The organism is Pandoraea sp. ISTKB (assembly GCF_001721285.1).
Classification (GTDB): Bacteria; Pseudomonadota; Gammaproteobacteria; order Burkholderiales; family Burkholderiaceae; genus Pandoraea; species Pandoraea capi.
Genome location: NZ_MAOS01000013.1, coordinates 128,909 through 145,361, shown reverse-complemented (window position 1 = coordinate 145,361; position 16,453 = coordinate 128,909). Strand labels below are relative to the sequence as shown.

Sequence of the window (16,453 nt, the reverse complement as noted above, 5' to 3'; positions counted from 1 at the left end):
GGTCAATCCCCGAGGGATCGGCCGAAATTTACTTCTTGGCCGGCGCCTTCGGTGCCGACTTGGCAGCCGCGGCGATTTCGGCGTCAGCTTGCTTGCTGGTCGCGTCGATCGATTGCGGCATGTACTTCTGCATCAGACCGCCAACCACTTCCTGGCCGACCTGATCCTGGACCTTGATGTACTTCTGGCCCACCGGGCTCTTGTAGAACGCCGTCAGCCCCTTGATTTCGTCGGTCGTGTAGAACTTGCCGTAGGCGTTGTACTGAGCCTGCACAGCGTCGTTCTTGAATGCGTCGGTCGTGAACACCTTCCCTGCGCCGTCAACCAGCTTCTGCACCGAGTTCTGTTGCAGCGTCGGGACGATCGCTTGCTTCTGAGCATCGGTCAACGTCTTGTTTTCGACCAGTTGACGCTCGAGCACTTGCGGCGCCAGTTGCTTGGCTTGCCCTTGAGCACCTTCACCGATGGCGGTGACGAGCTTGTTTGCGTCGATGGCTTCCAGCAGATCCTTGATGGCTGCCTTCTTGTCCGCGTCAAGCGGAGCGCTCTGCTGAGCCATTGCCATTGCCGGTGCTGCGAGCAGCAGCCACATCCACTTCTTGACGTTGCGTTGCATAGTAATAGTCACTCCAAAATTCGTCAGTTTCCACCGACGATAAATAGATGCATCCTCGCCTGGGCACTTCACTGCATCGGGCCAGATTCTACTGACTTTTCGGGGCAATGTACCCCTAGATTACATCGAGTTACGCCGGTATTACTCCGTGACATCCGCGTCCGGCGTCTCGTCGTCGCCCTGCGAGTCGCCGTTCTCGGCAACTTCGGCATCGGACTCAACGATACGTTGCAGACCCGAGAGTGTCGTACCTTCGTCCAGGCTGATCAGCGTCACCCCCTGCGTGGCACGACCCATTTCACGAATCTCGGAGACACGCGTACGAATCAGCACCCCGCCGGTCGTGATCAGCATGATCTCGTCATCCGGCTCGACCAGCGTTGCGGCAACCACACGGCCGTTGCGCTCGCTCGTCTGGATCGCAATCATACCCTTAGTGCCACGGCCGTGGCGGGTATATTCCGTGATCGACGTGCGTTTGCCGTAGCCGTTCTCGGTTGCCGTCAGCACCGACTGCTGCTCGTTTTCGGCGACCAGCAGCGCAATGACCGTCTGACCGTCTTCGAGCTGCATACCGCGAACACCACGCGCTTCGCGGCCCATCGGACGCACGTCGTTCTCGTCGAAGCGCACGGCCTTGCCGGCGTCGGAGAACAGCATGACGTCATGCGCCCCGTCGGTGATGGCCGCGCCGATCAGCACGTCGCCGTCATCGAGATTCACGGCGATGATGCCCTTCTTGAGCGGACGGCTGAAGGCCGCGAGCGGCGTCTTCTTGACCGTGCCCAAGCTCGTTGCCATGAACACGAAGCGATCTTCCGTGTACTCCTTGACCGGCAGCACCACGTTGATCTTCTCGCCTTCCTGCAACGGGAACATATTGACGATCGGACGGCCGCGCGAGTTCCGCGAACCTTGCGGCACTTCGTACACCTTGATCCAGTAGACACGGCCACGGTTCGAGAAGCACAGGATCGTGTCGTGCGTGTTCGCGATGAACAGCGTATCGATCCAGTCGTCGTCCTTCGTCGCCGCCGCCTGCTTGCCGCGACCGCCACGCTTTTGCGCGCGATACTCGGACAGTGGCATCGACTTGATGTAACCCGAATGCGACAGCGTCACCACCATGTCCTGCGGCGTGATGAGGTCTTCGGTATCGAGTTCGGTCGCGTTGTGTTCGATGGTCGAGCGGCGTGCATCGCCGAACTCGGCACGCACGGCGGTCAATTCTTCGCTGATGATCGCCGTCACACGCGGCGGACTGGCCAGAATGTCGAGCAGGTCGGCGATCTGCGCCATCACTTCCTTGTACTCGGAGACGATCTTGTCCTGCTCGAGACCCGTCAGGCGTTGCAGACGCATCTGCAGAATTTCCTGCGCCTGCGTTTCCGACAGGCGATACAGGCCGTCGGGCTGAACGCCGACCGCCGCATCGAGCCCTTCCGGACGATAGGCGGCCAGACCGCCCTGCGTCTCGCTGTCGGCACGCGCGAGCATCTCGCGCACGACGGACGAATCCCACGACTTCTCCATCAACGCCGCCTTCGCGATCGGCGGCGTCGGGGCTGCCTTGATGATCGCGATGAAGTCGTCGATGTTAGCGAGTGCTACCGCCAGACCTTCGAGCACATGGCCGCGTTCACGGGCACGGCGCAGTTCATAAACCGTGCGGCGAGTAATCACTTCGCGGCGATGCGCCAGGAAGTGGACCAGCATTTCACGCAGGTTCAGCAGCTTGGGCTGGCCGTCGACCAGCGCCACCATGTTCATGCCGAACGTATCCTGCAACTGCGTGTGCTTATAGAGATTGTTAAGCACAACCTCGGGCACTTCGCCGCGCTTGAGTTCGATCACGACACGCATGCCGCTCTTGTCGGATTCGTCGCGGATGTCCGAAATACCTTCCAGACGCTTTTCGTTGACGAGTTCCGCGATCCGTTCGAGCAGTGAGCGCTTGTTAACCTGATACGGCAGTTCGTCGACGATGATCGCCACACGCTGGCCGCGATCGATGTCCTCGAAGTGCGTCTTGGCACGCATCACCACGCGGCCGCGGCCGGTGCGATAGCCTTCGCGCACGCCCGAAATGCCGTAGATGATGCCGGCCGTCGGGAAGTCCGGCGCCGGAATGATCTCGATCAGCTCGTCGACGGTCGCTTCCGGATTCTTCAGGACATACAGACAGCCCTCGACGACTTCGTTGAGGTTGTGCGGCGGAATGTTGGTCGCCATACCGACGGCGATCCCCGACGAACCGTTGAGCAGCAGGTTCGGGATACGCGCCGGCAGAATGAGCGGCTCTTTTTCGCTGCCGTCGTAGTTGGGTCCGAAGTCGACGGTTTCCTTGTCGATGTCGGCGAGCAGTTCGTGACCGATCTTGGCCATACGAACTTCGGTGTATCGCATGGCGGCGGCATTGTCGCCGTCGACCGAGCCGAAGTTGCCCTGACCGTCGACGAGCATGTAGCGCAGCGAGAACGGCTGCGCCATACGAACGATGGTGTCGTATACAGAAGCGTCGCCGTGCGGGTGGTACTTACCGATGACGTCACCGACGATACGTGCCGACTTCTTATAAGCACGGTTCCAGTCGTTGTTCAGCTCGTGCATGGCGAAGAGCGCGCGGCGGTGAACCGGCTTCAGGCCGTCACGCACATCCGGCAAGGCGCGGCCGACGATCACGCTCATGGCGTAATCGAGATACGACCGCCGCATTTCTTCTTCGAGCGAAATCGGGAGAGTTTCTTTGGCGAACTGATCCATTATCCGTGTCTATCAAGCCCTAATCGCGATAGGCGGCTGCCGGCGATATGATCGTGCGATTCTAACATGCCCGTCATAGGCATCCGAAACGAGCGTGATGCGATGCACAAGAGATGTCTGGCACGCCAAAACGCCAAACAAGGGAAAGAAATGAAACGGTTGGCGAGGGGCCTCAAAAGGTGTTGCGCTCAAACCACAACTGCGCCACGACCGGCGGCAAAGCAGGGGTTTTTCTCGCGACCGTCTGAATCGCTATGGCAAAATGCCGTGGCATAAGTTAGACATTATTCGAAGTGCATGGGCCATGCTTTCGCGCACTTGCCAATGTTATACTTCGAGCGATGTAAGACTTTGGTTCTGTCGTCTAGGCTCGCAGTAAACCTGCGGTAATCTCATTTCGAGAGGAGAAATATGAATAAATTCGCTAAGCTCGCGATCGTTGCAGCTACCGCAGTGATGGCTGCTTCGGCTATGGCCCAAAACTACGTCCAGACCGCTCCGGGCCCGATCGCGGCCTCGAAGCAAGCCGTCAACGACAACTGGGTGAACGGCAGCGGCGAGTGGGTTTGGAAGAACGGCTCGGACGAACTGTGCTGGCGCGATGCCTACTGGACCCCGGCCACGGCCAATGCCAAGTGCGATGGCTCGATCATTGCACAAGTCGCTGCCCCGGCACCGGCTCCGGTCGCTCCGGTTGCTCCGGTCTCGCAAAAGGTCACGTATCAGGCTGACGCACTGTTCGACTTCGACAAGGCTATCCTGAAGCCGGCCGGCAAGCAGAAGCTGGACGACCTGGCTGGCAAGGTTCAGGCACTGAACCTCGAAGTCGTCGTCGCCACGGGCTACACCGACCGCATCGGTTCGGACAAGTACAACGACCGTCTGTCGCTGCGCCGCGCACAAGCTGTGAAGGCTTACCTGGTCAGCAAGGGCGTCGAAGCCAACCGCGTGTACACGGAAGGCAAGGGCAAGCGTAACCCGGTTACGACTGGTTGCAACCAGAAGAACCGCACGCAACTGATCAGCTGCCTGGCTCCGGATCGTCGCGTGGAAGTTGAAGTCGTCGGCACGAACAAGTAATACGGTTCACCGACAACGAAAAACCCCGCCTCGGCGGGGTTTTTTTTCGTCCGTCGTCCTTCGCCGGGCTCCGGACATGACGGACAAATGCGGTATCCGGTGACGTCAGGCTTCGCTTCCCAACTGGGGATACTGCCGCCTCACCATGAAGGACATCAACGCCTTGACCGGACGGTCACGCCACCACGAACCCGTCTCCAGCGGTTTGAACATCATGCGCGTGGCGGCTTCCACTGGCATGTACTGCTTCATGACATCGCCCGACATCGACAGGAAGGCGTCCCAGGTCATCGTCTCGAACGGCGGGGGCGATCGCCAGAAGTGGTTCAGCGGTTCGAAAGCGAACGCGATGTCCTCGTCACGCACCAGTTCACTTCGCGCCACCATCGTGCGCAGCCGGCTGATCACGCCGTGCTGCTCGACGGCGTTATACCGGTCGAAGGTCTTGCGGAAGTACCGGTAGTGACCGACCTCCTCGCTGCTCAGCTTGTGCATCATCTGCTTGAGCTCCTCGACCGGCATATACGATTCAAGGCAGCGGTAGATCATGGCCGTCTGCGTCTCGGTGACGCATCGCGACAAGGCCTCCAGCGCCAGCGAAGGCCGCATGTACTGCACGTCGCATCGGGGTTTGTAGCGCGCGAGAAACGCGTCGTAAGCCTGAGCCCAGTCGAACTCCGGCCAGACGCGTGCGATATAGTCTTTGGCAAGCCGCCCATGCTCGACTTCTTCAGGCAGCCAGGTGTCCTGAAGCCAGGTGCGCATCTCGTCGTCGTCGCCATACATCTGGTTGAGCGTGGAGACGAACTCGGGGACACTGGTTTCGATAAACGACACCGTGGCGAGGGAATAGAAGATGAACGCGTTGCTACGAACAGACGGCTCTGCTGCCATGACTCACTCTCCTATCGGCATAGGCGGTTGAACATGTCCATGGAACGTCACGCAAAGGTCACAAAGGCATAGTATAGGAATTGGCCCAATATCGCAGTGCGGCAAACCATCCATGGCCCATGCCCCGCCTCGGGATCCTTCCGGGTCGTTCAGGCTGCGTCTGCCCTGCTGCCGCCCCGCATTCCGTCCGACGCCAACCGCAAGCCATCCCGAACACAGAAACGACATGACGCAACGATACTGGCTGATGAAGTCCGAACCCGAAGAGGCGAGCATCGACGACCTCGCCAACGCCAAACAGCAGACCCTTGCGTGGACCGGCGTGCGCAACTATCAGGCGCGCAACTTCATGCGTGACGACATGCGCGTGGGCGACGGGGTGCTCTTCTATCATTCGAGCTGCGCCGTGCCGGGTATCGCCGGTCTGGCCACCGTCGCCTCCACCGCGTATCCGGATCCGACGCAGTTCGACCCAAAGAGCCCGTACTTCGATCCCAAATCCAAGCCCGAGTCGCCGCGCTGGTTACTCGTAGACGTCAAGCTCGATCGCAAGACCCGACTCGTGCCTCTGACCGAAATGCGTCAGACACCGGAGCTCGACGGCATGCTCGTGCTGGCGCGTGGCAACCGGCTTTCGATCACACCGGTCGCTCCGGAACACTGGAAGTTCATCAGCAAGCACTTACTTAGAGCATGAATTACAGGAAGGATCCCGAAAGGGAACCAAAATTGTTGCGATAGCGTCTGTATAACGTTGCCGCCCAACGCATAGCGCGTACTTACTTGCAGGCTATCGGTCGGCAACCGGTCAAACGTTCGCCATCAAGATGCGAACTCACATTCGAAAAAAGGACATAACTATGCGCAAATCTCTCGCCGCTGCTCTTCTCATTGCCACGGCCGCGAACGCGGCGTATGCCCAATCGGGTGACGAGTCGGCACGTCAGGTCTCCGGCGTGCTGGGTCTCGAAGCGAGTGCCACGAAGGAAGTCGAGCAGGACACCGTGCACATCACCATGTCGGCACAGGAGCAAGGCCCCGATGCGGCCACCGTGTCGCGCAACCTGACGCAAAAGGCGAACAAGGCGATGTCCGTCGCCAAGAGCCAGAGTGTCGTCGAAGTGCAGACCGGCAACGTGTCGCTCTATCCGTCGACCAACCGCGACGGCAAGATCACGGCGTGGCGCGGCCGCACCGAACTGCAAATGACGTCGAAGGACTTCGGCGCTGCGTCGCGTCTGGCCAGCCAGATCTCGGATCAGATGCAGATGGACGGCGTGTCGTTCTCGCTCTCGCGCGAAGCGCAGGAGAAGACGCAAGCCGAACTCACCAACCAGGCTATCCAGGCGTTCCGTAATCAGGCGCAGAACAACGCGAAGGCGTTCGGCTACAGCGGCTACACGATCCGTCAGGTGCAGGTGGGTGCAAACGCGCCGATGATGCCGCGCCCCTACGCCATGAAGGCGATGGCCATGAGCGCGAGCGCCGACGCCGCCCCGCCGATGCAACTCGAAGGCGGCAAGACGCAAGTGACCGTGACGGTCTCGGGCACGGTACAAATGAAGTAAGACGTACCGAAGGCGCGAATGCAGCGCCGATCGCAGCAATGAAAATGCCGCCTCATCGAGGCGGCATTTTTTTCATCGTTGACGTGAAGACGTCAGCGCTTCGCTCACTTGAATCGATCGCGCAAGACGTTCTTCTGCACCTTGCCCATCGTATTGCGCGGCAACTCGCTCACGACGTGCACTCGCTTGGGCACCTTGAAGTTGGCGATACGCTGCTTGAGTGCATCGATGACGGCGCGCTCGTCCGGGGCTTGCACACCTGCTCGCGGCACGATCACGGCGACGACGGCTTCGCCGAAATCCGGATGCGGCACGCCGATCACGGCAGACTCGGCCACGCCTTCCATCTCGTCGATGAAGCCTTCGATCTCCTTCGGGTAGACGTTGTAGCCGCCGGAGATGATGAGGTCCTTCGAGCGCCCGACGATATGCACATAGCCGTCTTCATCGAACTTGCCCACGTCGCCCGTCTTGAAGAACCCGTCGTCCGTAAATTCCTCGGCGGTCTTCTCCGGCATACGCCAGTATCCCGCGAACACGTTCGGCCCCTTGACCTGAATGTGGCCGATGTCACCCTGCACGCTCGGTTGCCCGTCGTCGCCGACCACACGCACCGCGACCTCCGGCAGCGGCACACCGACCGTGCCGGCACGACGTACCTTTTCCGCCTCGCCGTGATACGGATTGGAGACGAGCATCACCGTCTCCGACATGCCGTAGCGCTCCAGAATCGTATGCCCCGTACGCTCGCGGAACGCGTCGAACGTCTCACGCAACAGCGGTGCCGAGCCCGAGATGAACAGACGCACGTTGCGACACACGTCGCGATTCAGCCCAGCCTCCGCGAGCAGGCGGACGTAATACGTGGGCACCCCCATGAAGACGGTGGCGCGCGGCAACTGGTGCAGGACTTCCCGCGCATCGAACTTCGACAGCCAGATCATCTTGCTGCCCGAATACAGCGCGGCGTGGCTTGCCACGAACAACCCATGCACGTGGAAGATCGGCAGCGCGTGCAGCAGCACGTCGCCGCCTTCGCGTTCCCCCCATCCCCAGAAGGCATGCAACACCCGCGTATTGCTCGCCAGGTTGCCGTGCGAGAGCATCGCGCCCTTGCTGCGCCCCGTGGTACCCGAGGTGTAGAGAATGGCCGCGAGGTCGTCGGGCGAGCGCGGCACCGTCTCGAACGTGTCGCCGAACCACGCGGCTCGCTCCAGCAGCGAACCGGTGCGGTCATCACCGAGCGTAAAGACGTGCTTCGCGCCATGGGTGAAGGCGATCTTCGACACCCAGCCGAAGTTCGACGGGCTGCACACCACGACATCCGGCGCTGCGTTTTCGACGAAGTAGGCGATTTCGCCTTCGCGATACGCCGTATTGAGCGGCAGATAGACCAGCCCCGCGCGCAGCGTGGCGAGATACAGCAGCAGCACCTCCGGCGACTTCTCGACTTGTACCGCCACGCGGGTGCCCGGGCTCAGGTCCAGGCTCGCGAGCAGGTTGGCGATACGGGCGCTGGCCCGTTCGAGGTCGTCCCAACTGTAATAAAGCCCTTCGGGCGTCTCGATGGCGCACGCCGTTTTGTCGGCGGGAAAACGTTCGGCAAAGAGTCGGTAGAGGTTGGCGTCTTGCGTCATAAACAGAACCGGATTCAGAACAATGGATGCTTCAGGGTGAAATCGAATACAGATCGCAAATACAGACCGGAGCGCCTCAGCGTCCCCGGAAATCGGGCACACGCTTTTCCAGAAACGCGGCAACGCCTTCACGGTGATCGTGCGAGTCCCAGTACGAGAAGGCCATCTGCCACTCGGCCTCCGATAACGGCGGCGCGCTCGGCGCGAGCCGGGCGATCAGCCACTTGTTCAATTGCGCGGCGAGCGGCGCCCCGGCGGCAACGCGTCGGGCGCAAGTGTAGCCTGCTTCTTCCACCGCTTCGTCTTCGACAACGCGCGTAAGCAGCCCCTTCTCCTTCGCCTCCGCCGCACCGAACACACGACCTTCCAGCAGAATTTCGAGCGTCGTGGCGCGTCCCGCGAGCGCGAGCACCCCGCGCAACTCGCCCGGCGCCATGGGAAAGCCAAGCTTGTTGATGGGCACGCCGAAGCGCGCTCCCTGCGCAGCGATACGCAAGTCGCAATGCGCCGCAACTTCCAGCCCGCCGCCCACGCACACGCCTTCGATCAACGCCACGCTCGGATGGCGACAGCGCGCCAGGGCATCGAGCGTCGGGCCGATGACCTCGCCGTGATAGCGACGCAGCGTATCGTAGCTGCCGCGCTCCACCGGGAACTCCTCGATGTCGGCGCCCGCAGCGAAGTGACCCTGCGCACCCCGGATGACGATCGCGCGCACGCGGGTGTCGCCGTCAAGCGTCTGCACATGCGTGCGCAACGCGTGCCACATCGCCACCGAGATGGCGTTGAGTTTGCCGGGATTGGAGAGCGTCAGCGTCACCAGCCCCTCGTCAAGCAAACTGTCGTCGCGCAGAACTTCGCTCACCCGTGCCTCCATGATGGTTTCCATGCGCTCATTCAGTACACTCACTCAGTACGTTCACAGCAAACGCGTCACCGCGCGTCCGACAGCGGGTTTGCCGTCGATCAGCCGTTGCAGATTCGCGTCGAGTTCGTCCGGCTCGTAGAGATAGTTCACCATCATGCCGCACGATTGTTTCGCGCCCTTCTTCGAAAGATCGGCGTGCCAGTTGATCCGTTCGACGCGCGCGCCATTGCCGAGGTGAAAACGCGCGACCGGATCGCGGGGCTGCCCCCGCACGGTCTCGCGAGCCAGATAGTGCGCCGCCAGCGATTCGCCCAGCGTGCGTTGCAGCGTCTGCAGGCCCTTGCGCTCGGGCGAAGTCTGCAACCACGCCATCACCTGCGCGCCCGACACCTCACCCGCCAGCGACGGCTCCTGTGCCAGCAGCTTCAGACGCTTCGGTCCGAGCACTTCGGCCAGCGCTGCGGCGCTCAGTTGCCGCAGCCAGTCATTGAAGCCGGGAATCGGGGAAAGCGTCGCGAAGTTGCGCAACTTCGGGAAGTCGACATGCAACTCGTCGATCACGCGTTTGAGCAGGAAGTTGCCAAAGCTCACCCCGCGCAGCCCCGGCTGCGTGTTCGAGATCGAATAGAAGATGGCCCAGCGCACGCGGCGCAAGTCTTCGAGCGGCGCCTGCTCGTCGAGCAGCGAATGCACGTCTGCCGCCATGTCCGGTACGAACGCCACTTCGACGAAAATCAGCGGCTCGCGCGGCATGCGCGGATGGAAGAATGCGTAGCAGCGACGGTCGGAATCGAGCCGGTTGCGTAAATCCGCCCACGACGAAATTTCGTGCACGGCCTCATAGCGCATGAGCTTTTCGAGCAGCGACGCCGGCGAATCCCATGTGATCGGATGCAACTCCAGCAAGCCGACGTCGAACCACGTCGAGAAGAGGCTGCCAAGATCCTCCTCCAGCGCCGCGAGCCCCGGCAGCGCCGCCCGGTGATTCAGCATGTCCGCGCGCCAGCGCACGAGGAACGGCAGCCCGTCGGGCAACGCATTGAAGCGCTTGAGGAACCGGACCCGTTCGCTGCCGAGCGCCCCCGCCAATCCGGTGGCGGCACGTTTCACTTCCTTTGCGTCCTTACCGTCCTTGCTGTCCTTGCTGTCCTTGCTGTCCTTGCTATCCGTTGCCGACGCTGCGTCGCTCGCGCAGATATCCGCGACGACCGTGAGCAACGCCAGTTGCTCTGCGGCAGACGCCGCGCTGTAGCGCGTCATGAAGTCGCGCGCCGCCTCGTTGGCCGACGAGTCCGTCAGCCGCGCCGACAGGCACTGCGTCAACTGACGGCGCAACGCGCTCTGCGCGCGCGCCGACAGCGTCGCGGCGACGACCTTGCCGTCCGCTTTGCCGTCTTTGCCATCCTTGCCGTCTTTCGGAGAACCGCCACCGGATTTTCCGCCGCGTCCGAACCACTGTCCGAGGCGCTCGCCGAGCGACGGCTTCGCTGAGGGCACCGGCGCGCTCACCTCCGCCACGCTCTCCGGCGCACTCCTTCCGGGCAAAGAGGACGAAGCAGACGACGACGTCCCCGACGACGAACTCAGCGATACCGGCACAGACATTGCGGACATGATCGGCTCATCCTTCATGGCTTCCTCTCAAGAGATTCCGGCCCTGCCCTCACCCCATCAACTGATCCGGCAGCCACAACGACAACCCGGGCATCAGACAGATGAGCACGACGGCGACGACCATCAACACGACAAACGGCATCACGCCCCAGACGATGTCGCGCAAGGCGATATCGGGCGCGGTGTTCTTGATGACGAATATGTTGAGACCGACGGGCGGGTGAATCAACCCCAGTTCCATGACAATCGTCATGACGACCCCGAACCACACCAGATCGAACCCGGCCGCGCGCAGCGGCGGCAGAATGATCGGCGCGGTCATCAGAATGATGCTCACCGGCGGCAGGAAGAAGCCCAGCACGACCACCATCAGCAGAATGGCAGCGAGCAGCACCCAGCGCGACAGTTGCAGTCCCACGATCCACTGCGCGGCCGACTGACTGATGTGCAGATAGCTCATCACATACGAATAGAGCAGCGACATGCCGATGATGAACATGAGCATCGTCGACTCGCGCAACGTCCCCGTCAGAATCGGCGCCAGTTGGCGCGGCTTCCACATCCGGTAAATCACGGCGATGAGCGCGAGCGCCAGCAGGCCGCCCAGTCCGGCCGTCTCCGACGGCGTTGCATAACCGCCGTAGAGCGCCGCCATCACACCAATGAGCAGCGTGACGAACGGCAACACGCGCGGCAGCAGCGCCAGCTTCTCGCGCATGGTGGCGGGTGGCTCGGTCGGGAACGGCGACGGCGTGCCGTCGCGGGCGAGCGCGACCTGCGCGTTGGTGTACTCCTTGCGGTAGCGCCACGCCGCGTAGCACGAGAACAGCGCCACGAGCAGCAGCGCGGGCACGATTCCCGCGAGGAACAGACGCCCCAGCGATTGTTCGGCAGCCACCGCGTACAAGATCATCGTGATGGACGGCGGCAGCAGAATGCCCAGCGTGCCGCCCGCGGCGATGATGCCTGCGGCAAAGCCCGGCGAATAACCGCGCTGACGCATCTCGGGAATCCCGGCGCTGCCGATGGCCGAGCACGTCGCCGGACTCGACCCGGCCATGGCGGCGAACAGTCCGCAAGCGAAGACGTTGGCAATGCCCAGCCCGCCCGGGATTCGTCGCATCCATGCGTGCAGCGCAAGGTACAGATCCTGCCCCGCGCGCGATTTGCCGATGGCCGCACCCTTCAGGATGAACAGCGGAATCGACAACAAGGTGATGCTGGCCATCTCCTCGTAGACGTTCTGCGTCACCGTATCGAGCGACGACGCCGGCATGAAACCGAACATGAACGCCACCGCCACCGCCCCCAGGGCGAAGGCGATGGGCATGCCGGAGAACATGGCGACGAGCGTTGCGCCGCCATACAACAATCCGATAGTGAGCTCGCTCATGCGTGCCCTCCCGTGCGATCCGGGCCGCGATGCGCCGCGTCGTCTCCCGTTCCCCCCGTGCCCCTCGTGCCCCTCATACCCGCCGTCATCTCGCAGGCGCCAATCGCCACTTGCAGCAGCAACTGCACCGTGAGCAGCGTCATGCCGAACGCCATCAGGCCGTACGGAATCGATAGCGGCGGCCCCCATGTGGAGCTGCTCGTCTGGCCGTCGACATAGGCTTCCCAGAAGAGCGTCCAAGACTTCCACGCGAAGAAGCCGCAGAACGCCAGCGTCAGTATGTCGACGATCCAGCGCCGCACCCGATTCACACGCGGCGAGAGCAACGTGGTAATCGCCTCGATGCCGATGTGCCCGCGCAAGTGCTGCACATGCGCGGCTGACACGAAGGTCGCACCGACCAGCAGGAACACCGCCGCTTCGTCCTGCCAGTCGGTCGCGAGCTTGAGCACATGCCGCGCGAATACGCTGTAGCTGAGCACCAGCGCCGCGCCCACGAGCGCCAGCATGCACACGACCATGAGCAGACGGCTCACGCCCTGCAAGAGGGCGTCGAGCCGCCGCAGCAGGCGCGAGCGTGCCACCGCCGGCTCCGCGCTCGCGACGGCCCCGCTCATGCAGGCACCTTCTCGGCCAGCGCGAGCAGCTTCGCGCAGGTGTCCGACTTGCTCGCGTAGTCTTTCCACGCGGTACGCCGGGCAATGTCGCGCCACTTCATCACCGTCGCTTCATCGAGGTCGTAGACCTTCGCGCCGGCCTTGGTATAGACGCTGGCGATCTGCGCATCGTCGGCCTTGGCCGCCTCCGTGCCGAACGCTTCCAGCTCCGCGCCGACTTGCAGAATGACCTGCTGCTGGTCCTTCGGCAGCTTGTCGAAAATCTGCTTCGACATGAGCAGCGGTTCCAGCATGAACCAGTAGGACTTGTTGCGCCCCGTGGTCAGATGCTTGGAAACCTCTTCGAGACGGAAGGACATGAGGCTCGTGGACGACGTCATCGCCGCATCCATCGCTCCGGTCTGCATGGCCGCGTACAGCTCGTTGGATGGCAACGAAATCACGGCCGCGCCGGCTTCCTTGAGCATCATGTCCATCTCACGGCTACCGCCCCGCACCTTAAGCCCCTTGGCGTCTTCCGGTGCGACCAGCGGCTTGGCACGGCTTGCGACCCCGCCCGCCTGCCAGACCCAACTGACGATCACGATGTTCTTCTCGGCGAGCACGTCGGTGAGCACCTTGCCGATTTCGCCGTTACGCCAGGCGTTGCCTTGCGCGTAGGACGTCACCAGCCCCGGCATCAAACCGATGTTGAGCTCGCGGACTTCACCGCCCGCGTAGGGCAGCGGATAGAGGGAGAGATCGAGCGCGCCGCGTCGCAACGCAGAGAACTGCGCGTTGGTCTTCATGAGCGAACTGCCCGGGTAGACCTGAAACTTCAGCGCGCCGTTGGTGCGCTTCTCGACCTCTTGCGCAAACTTGCGACACAAACGGTCGCGGAAGTCGCCTTCGGTCAGCGTGCCGCCGGGGAACTGATGGGAAATCTTGAGCGGGCCGGTCTGCGCGAATGCGCCGCCCCACGGGCTGGCGAGTCCACCGGTCACCAGCGCCGATGCGGCGCCGAGCATGAGTTGCCGCCGCAGCGGGGAAGGGGTTGTCTCCATGGCGTCTCCTGTCACTTTTGTCAGCGATAGACCCGCGAAACCCGGTGCCTGACATCGCTCGCAACAGGGCTTCCCGAACGGCGAAACCCCGCGGCAAGTGCACCACCGGCTCGCCGGCACTGCATGTACGGATGACTGCATTGTTTTGATATGACGAGTGCGCGAGTTGCCGCTCTCGGGTTCAAATCCTATAGTCAATCCGTCACGGTGTATACAAAATGACCCTTTAAAAAATACACTTCTGGCGTTTACCCCGATCTTCAGCGGGGACATCACGCGCTACTTTGGCAACCATGCCCCCCAAACGGCCCCGTCTGACGGGATCGAAACCCGACCGAGCGAGCGAGACCGTCATGACCGTAAAACCCAAACGATCGGAAGCGCTGCGACAGGCCATCGAAGAGAAAATCGCCGTGGGCGAGTACCCGCCCGGCATGCGGCTCGACGAGGTCGAACTGGCGACCGCGTTCGGCGTGTCGCGCACGCCTTTGCGCGAGGCGCTGATCCAGTTGGCGTCGTCGGGGGTCATCGAGATACGGCCGCGTCGCGGCGCCGTCGTCTCGCAGATCGACCCGCAGCGGCTATGCGAGATGTTCGAGGTCATGGCCGAACTCGAATCGATGTGCGGACGTCTGGCGGCGCGCCGCATCACGGAAGAAGAACTGGACGAGTTACGCCGCACGCACGAAGCCAGCCGCGCGGCGGCCGAGGCGCGGGACATCGACACGTATTACGAAGTGAATGCGCATTTCCATGCGCTGATCTATCAGGCGAGCCACAACGCGTATCTTCAGGAAACCGCGTTGCAACTGCATCGCCGGTTGCGTGTGTATCGTCGGCTGCAATTGCGCGTGCGCGACCGGCCGCATCAGTCGTTTTCGGAACACGACGCCGTGTTTCGCGCGATTGAAGCCGGCAATGCAGACGCGGCCGCCGAACATTTGCGCGCTCACGTGACCGTGCAGGGCGAGCGGTTCGCCGACCTCATGGCGTCGTTGCACGCGCTGGCGCGCAAGACGGCTTGAGCAGATCGGGTCGCCTCCCCCTTACACCCTCCCCCCTGCGCTTACGCCTCAAACACCGCCAGTGCGCTCACCGATGTCGCCGAACAACGGCCCGTGCGTGGCGCGCATGACGCAGCGGCTCGCGACAATGCCATCGCGCGGCATGCTTGCCGGCGGTGCAAGGCTGCGAATCCACGCATCGACATCGCCGGCGACATTGAGGGTTTCGCCATCGTTCAGTGCTTGCGCTGCACGACTGTTATCGCCGTACCATTGCCGCATCATGTTGCGAATACGGGCAACGTAACTGGCACCGCCCTGCGAGGGCGAACGGTACAGCACGCTCGCGACGTCGCAACCGTACTCCACCAGTTGTGTCATTGCGCCCAACCAGTGATGCAACGTAGCCGTATTAACGGACCTTCCCAGTTCGAGCAGACGTGTCGCCAGCACTTCGCACAATTGTTCACCGTTGGCCCGGCGACGCGTATTGTCCTCGTCCGTCTCAATCCATGCGTGCAGCGCAGACAGCGTGTTTTCGATCAGCCCGTAACGCGGCCCGAATGTGCGATGTGTCGAGGCCCCGGCGAGCGCCATCGGTTCGTATCCATCACGCGTAATCGCATCGAGCCGACCACCGTGCGTGATGAAAAACACCTTCATTGCGTCGCCCCGCCCGGCGAGCGCCGCGTGGTGCATCGCCGTACCGCCGACCACATAATCCAGACCGCACGCCGGTCCGCTCACGCCCTCGCATGACAGCGGCTCGTTCGGATCGGCACCATGCCTGAGCAGCACGTCGAGCACAGGGGCGGGCACGCCACGCGATAGTGCGTAGATCAGCGGCGGCACACCGTCGAACGCATCGGTGGTGAGCGGGGCGCCACAGTCGAGCACGATCGACATGGCGCTCACCACGTTAGCGATGCCCGTCGCATCGGGGGCCGTACGACCGTCGAAGCAGTCGAGCAAGCCACGCACGAAAGCGTGCCCGCCTCGCGCCTCCGGAAGCCGCATGTCAGCCAGCGTCGTACCGCCGATTGCCCGGCCAATCAGAATCACCGCCCCCGTGCCGTCACCGTCCGTGCATTCGGCGGCGCACGGATCACGCCTGTCCAGCCCTTTGTCCAGCAAGTCGAGTGCCTGCCCGACATCCATCGAGTCATTCATGACCGTCATCAGCACATCGACGCAGAGGAAACCCGTGGTCGGTATCGCTTGCAGATGTGCGGCCAGCACTCCCGCAGTCCGGGTCTCCACGCCGACCGACACGAACTGATCCGCGGTCCAGGTGTTCACAGGCGAACGTAATAGCCGGTCGATCCTTTGCGCGAGCGCGCTCACGGCATCGCCGGG

At 62.5% G+C, this 16,453-nt stretch carries 14 protein-coding genes; 4 read left to right on the top strand and 10 right to left on the bottom strand.

Annotated features, from left to right (window positions below; translation table 11 throughout):
* Window positions 1–28: 28 nt before the first annotated feature.
* Both A9762_RS03840 and gyrA read right to left on the bottom strand, forming a co-directional pair.
* Window positions 29–616, bottom strand: a complete 588-nt coding sequence (locus A9762_RS03840) for a DUF2059 domain-containing protein (protein WP_069340718.1) — start codon at window positions 614–616, stop codon at window positions 29–31.
* 141 nt (window positions 617–757) lie between these two features.
* Entirely contained in the window at window positions 758–3,379 is a 2,622-nt protein-coding gene (gyrA, locus tag A9762_RS03835; RefSeq protein WP_069340717.1) for a DNA gyrase subunit A, read from the bottom strand.
* A gap of 411 nt (window positions 3,380–3,790) precedes the next feature.
* On the opposite strand from gyrA, the gene ompA reads away from it, so the two are divergent.
* Window positions 3,791–4,459, top strand: a complete 669-nt coding sequence (gene ompA, locus A9762_RS03830) for an outer membrane protein OmpA (RefSeq protein ID WP_069340716.1) — start codon at window positions 3,791–3,793, stop codon at window positions 4,457–4,459.
* A gap of 105 nt (window positions 4,460–4,564) precedes the next feature.
* Here ompA and A9762_RS03825 read toward each other — a convergent pair whose 3' ends face one another.
* Entirely contained in the window at window positions 4,565–5,353 is a 789-nt protein-coding gene (locus A9762_RS03825; protein WP_069340715.1) for a hypothetical protein, read from the bottom strand.
* Window positions 5,354–5,579: 226 nt separating this feature from the next.
* Between A9762_RS03825 and A9762_RS03820 the strand changes: the two genes are divergently transcribed.
* On the top strand, window positions 5,580–6,050 hold the full coding sequence (locus A9762_RS03820; RefSeq protein ID WP_069340714.1) for an EVE domain-containing protein: 471 nt from the start codon (window positions 5,580–5,582) through the stop codon (window positions 6,048–6,050).
* Between the two features lie 163 nt (window positions 6,051–6,213).
* A complete protein-coding gene (locus A9762_RS03815) occupies window positions 6,214–6,921 on the top strand; it encodes an SIMPL domain-containing protein (protein ID WP_069340713.1) in 708 nt (235 codons plus the stop codon).
* Window positions 6,922–7,025: 104 nt separating this feature from the next.
* On the opposite strand, the gene A9762_RS03810 is transcribed toward A9762_RS03815, so the two are convergent.
* The 6 genes from A9762_RS03810 to dctP all read right to left on the bottom strand — a co-directional run bounded on the left by A9762_RS03810 (window position 7,026) and on the right by dctP (window position 14,093).
* On the bottom strand, window positions 7,026–8,558 hold the full coding sequence (locus A9762_RS03810; RefSeq protein WP_069340712.1) for a malonyl-CoA synthase: 1,533 nt from the start codon (window positions 8,556–8,558) through the stop codon (window positions 7,026–7,028).
* A gap of 76 nt (window positions 8,559–8,634) precedes the next feature.
* A complete protein-coding gene (locus tag A9762_RS03805) occupies window positions 8,635–9,435 on the bottom strand; it encodes an enoyl-CoA hydratase/isomerase family protein (protein WP_083253609.1) in 801 nt (266 codons plus the stop codon).
* A gap of 42 nt (window positions 9,436–9,477) precedes the next feature.
* Window positions 9,478–11,040 (bottom strand): malonyl-CoA decarboxylase domain-containing protein, encoded by a 1,563-nt coding sequence (locus A9762_RS03800; RefSeq protein WP_240493433.1) that lies wholly within the window; start codon window positions 11,038–11,040, stop codon window positions 9,478–9,480.
* A 49-nt stretch (window positions 11,041–11,089) separates the two neighbouring features.
* A complete protein-coding gene (locus A9762_RS03795; protein WP_069340711.1) occupies window positions 11,090–12,433 on the bottom strand; it encodes a TRAP transporter large permease in 1,344 nt (447 codons plus the stop codon).
* Window positions 12,430–13,050: a TRAP transporter small permease gene (locus A9762_RS03790; RefSeq protein WP_083253602.1), complete on the bottom strand. Its 621-nt coding sequence runs from the start codon at window positions 13,048–13,050 to the stop codon at window positions 12,430–12,432. Before A9762_RS03790 ends, A9762_RS03795 begins: the two co-directional genes overlap by 4 nt.
* Window positions 13,047–14,093 carry a TRAP transporter substrate-binding protein DctP gene (gene dctP / locus A9762_RS03785; RefSeq protein ID WP_069340710.1) on the bottom strand — a complete coding sequence of 349 codons (1,047 nt, stop codon included), beginning with the start codon at window positions 14,091–14,093 and terminating at the stop codon, window positions 13,047–13,049. Before dctP ends, A9762_RS03790 begins: the two co-directional genes overlap by 4 nt.
* 353 nt (window positions 14,094–14,446) lie before the next feature.
* Between dctP and A9762_RS03780 the strand changes: the two genes are divergently transcribed.
* A complete protein-coding gene (locus A9762_RS03780; protein ID WP_069340709.1) occupies window positions 14,447–15,118 on the top strand; it encodes a GntR family transcriptional regulator in 672 nt (223 codons plus the stop codon).
* Between the two features lie 48 nt (window positions 15,119–15,166).
* Here the strand turns inward: A9762_RS03780 and A9762_RS03775 are convergent, their stop codons facing one another.
* Window positions 15,167–16,396 (bottom strand): ankyrin repeat domain-containing protein, encoded by a 1,230-nt coding sequence (locus A9762_RS03775; protein WP_069340708.1) that lies wholly within the window; start codon window positions 16,394–16,396, stop codon window positions 15,167–15,169.
* Window positions 16,397–16,453: the final 57 nt, after the last annotated feature.

What these genes read in the sequence shown, in the direction of transcription:
- A9762_RS03840 (WP_069340718.1), bottom strand. Translation starts at nt 616, where the DNA reads ATGCAACGCAACGTCAAGAAGTGGATGTGGCTGCTGCTCGCAGCACCG.
- gyrA (WP_069340717.1), bottom strand. Translation starts at nt 3,379, where the DNA reads ATGGATCAGTTCGCCAAAGAAACTCTCCCGATTTCGCTCGAAGAAGAA.
- ompA (WP_069340716.1), top strand. Translation starts at nt 3,791, where the DNA reads ATGAATAAATTCGCTAAGCTCGCGATCGTTGCAGCTACCGCAGTGATG.
- A9762_RS03825 (WP_069340715.1), bottom strand. Translation starts at nt 5,353, where the DNA reads ATGGCAGCAGAGCCGTCTGTTCGTAGCAACGCGTTCATCTTCTATTCC.
- A9762_RS03820 (WP_069340714.1), top strand. Translation starts at nt 5,580, where the DNA reads ATGACGCAACGATACTGGCTGATGAAGTCCGAACCCGAAGAGGCGAGC.
- A9762_RS03815 (WP_069340713.1), top strand. Translation starts at nt 6,214, where the DNA reads ATGCGCAAATCTCTCGCCGCTGCTCTTCTCATTGCCACGGCCGCGAAC.
- A9762_RS03810 (WP_069340712.1), bottom strand. Translation starts at nt 8,558, where the DNA reads ATGACGCAAGACGCCAACCTCTACCGACTCTTTGCCGAACGTTTTCCC.
- A9762_RS03805 (WP_083253609.1), bottom strand. Translation starts at nt 9,435, where the DNA reads ATGGAGGCACGGGTGAGCGAAGTTCTGCGCGACGACAGTTTGCTTGAC.
- A9762_RS03800 (WP_240493433.1), bottom strand. Translation starts at nt 11,040, where the DNA reads ATGTCCGCAATGTCTGTGCCGGTATCGCTGAGTTCGTCGTCGGGGACG.
- A9762_RS03795 (WP_069340711.1), bottom strand. Translation starts at nt 12,433, where the DNA reads ATGAGCGAGCTCACTATCGGATTGTTGTATGGCGGCGCAACGCTCGTC.
- A9762_RS03790 (WP_083253602.1), bottom strand. Translation starts at nt 13,050, where the DNA reads ATGAGCGGGGCCGTCGCGAGCGCGGAGCCGGCGGTGGCACGCTCGCGC.
- dctP (WP_069340710.1), bottom strand. Translation starts at nt 14,093, where the DNA reads ATGGAGACAACCCCTTCCCCGCTGCGGCGGCAACTCATGCTCGGCGCC.
- A9762_RS03780 (WP_069340709.1), top strand. Translation starts at nt 14,447, where the DNA reads ATGACCGTAAAACCCAAACGATCGGAAGCGCTGCGACAGGCCATCGAA.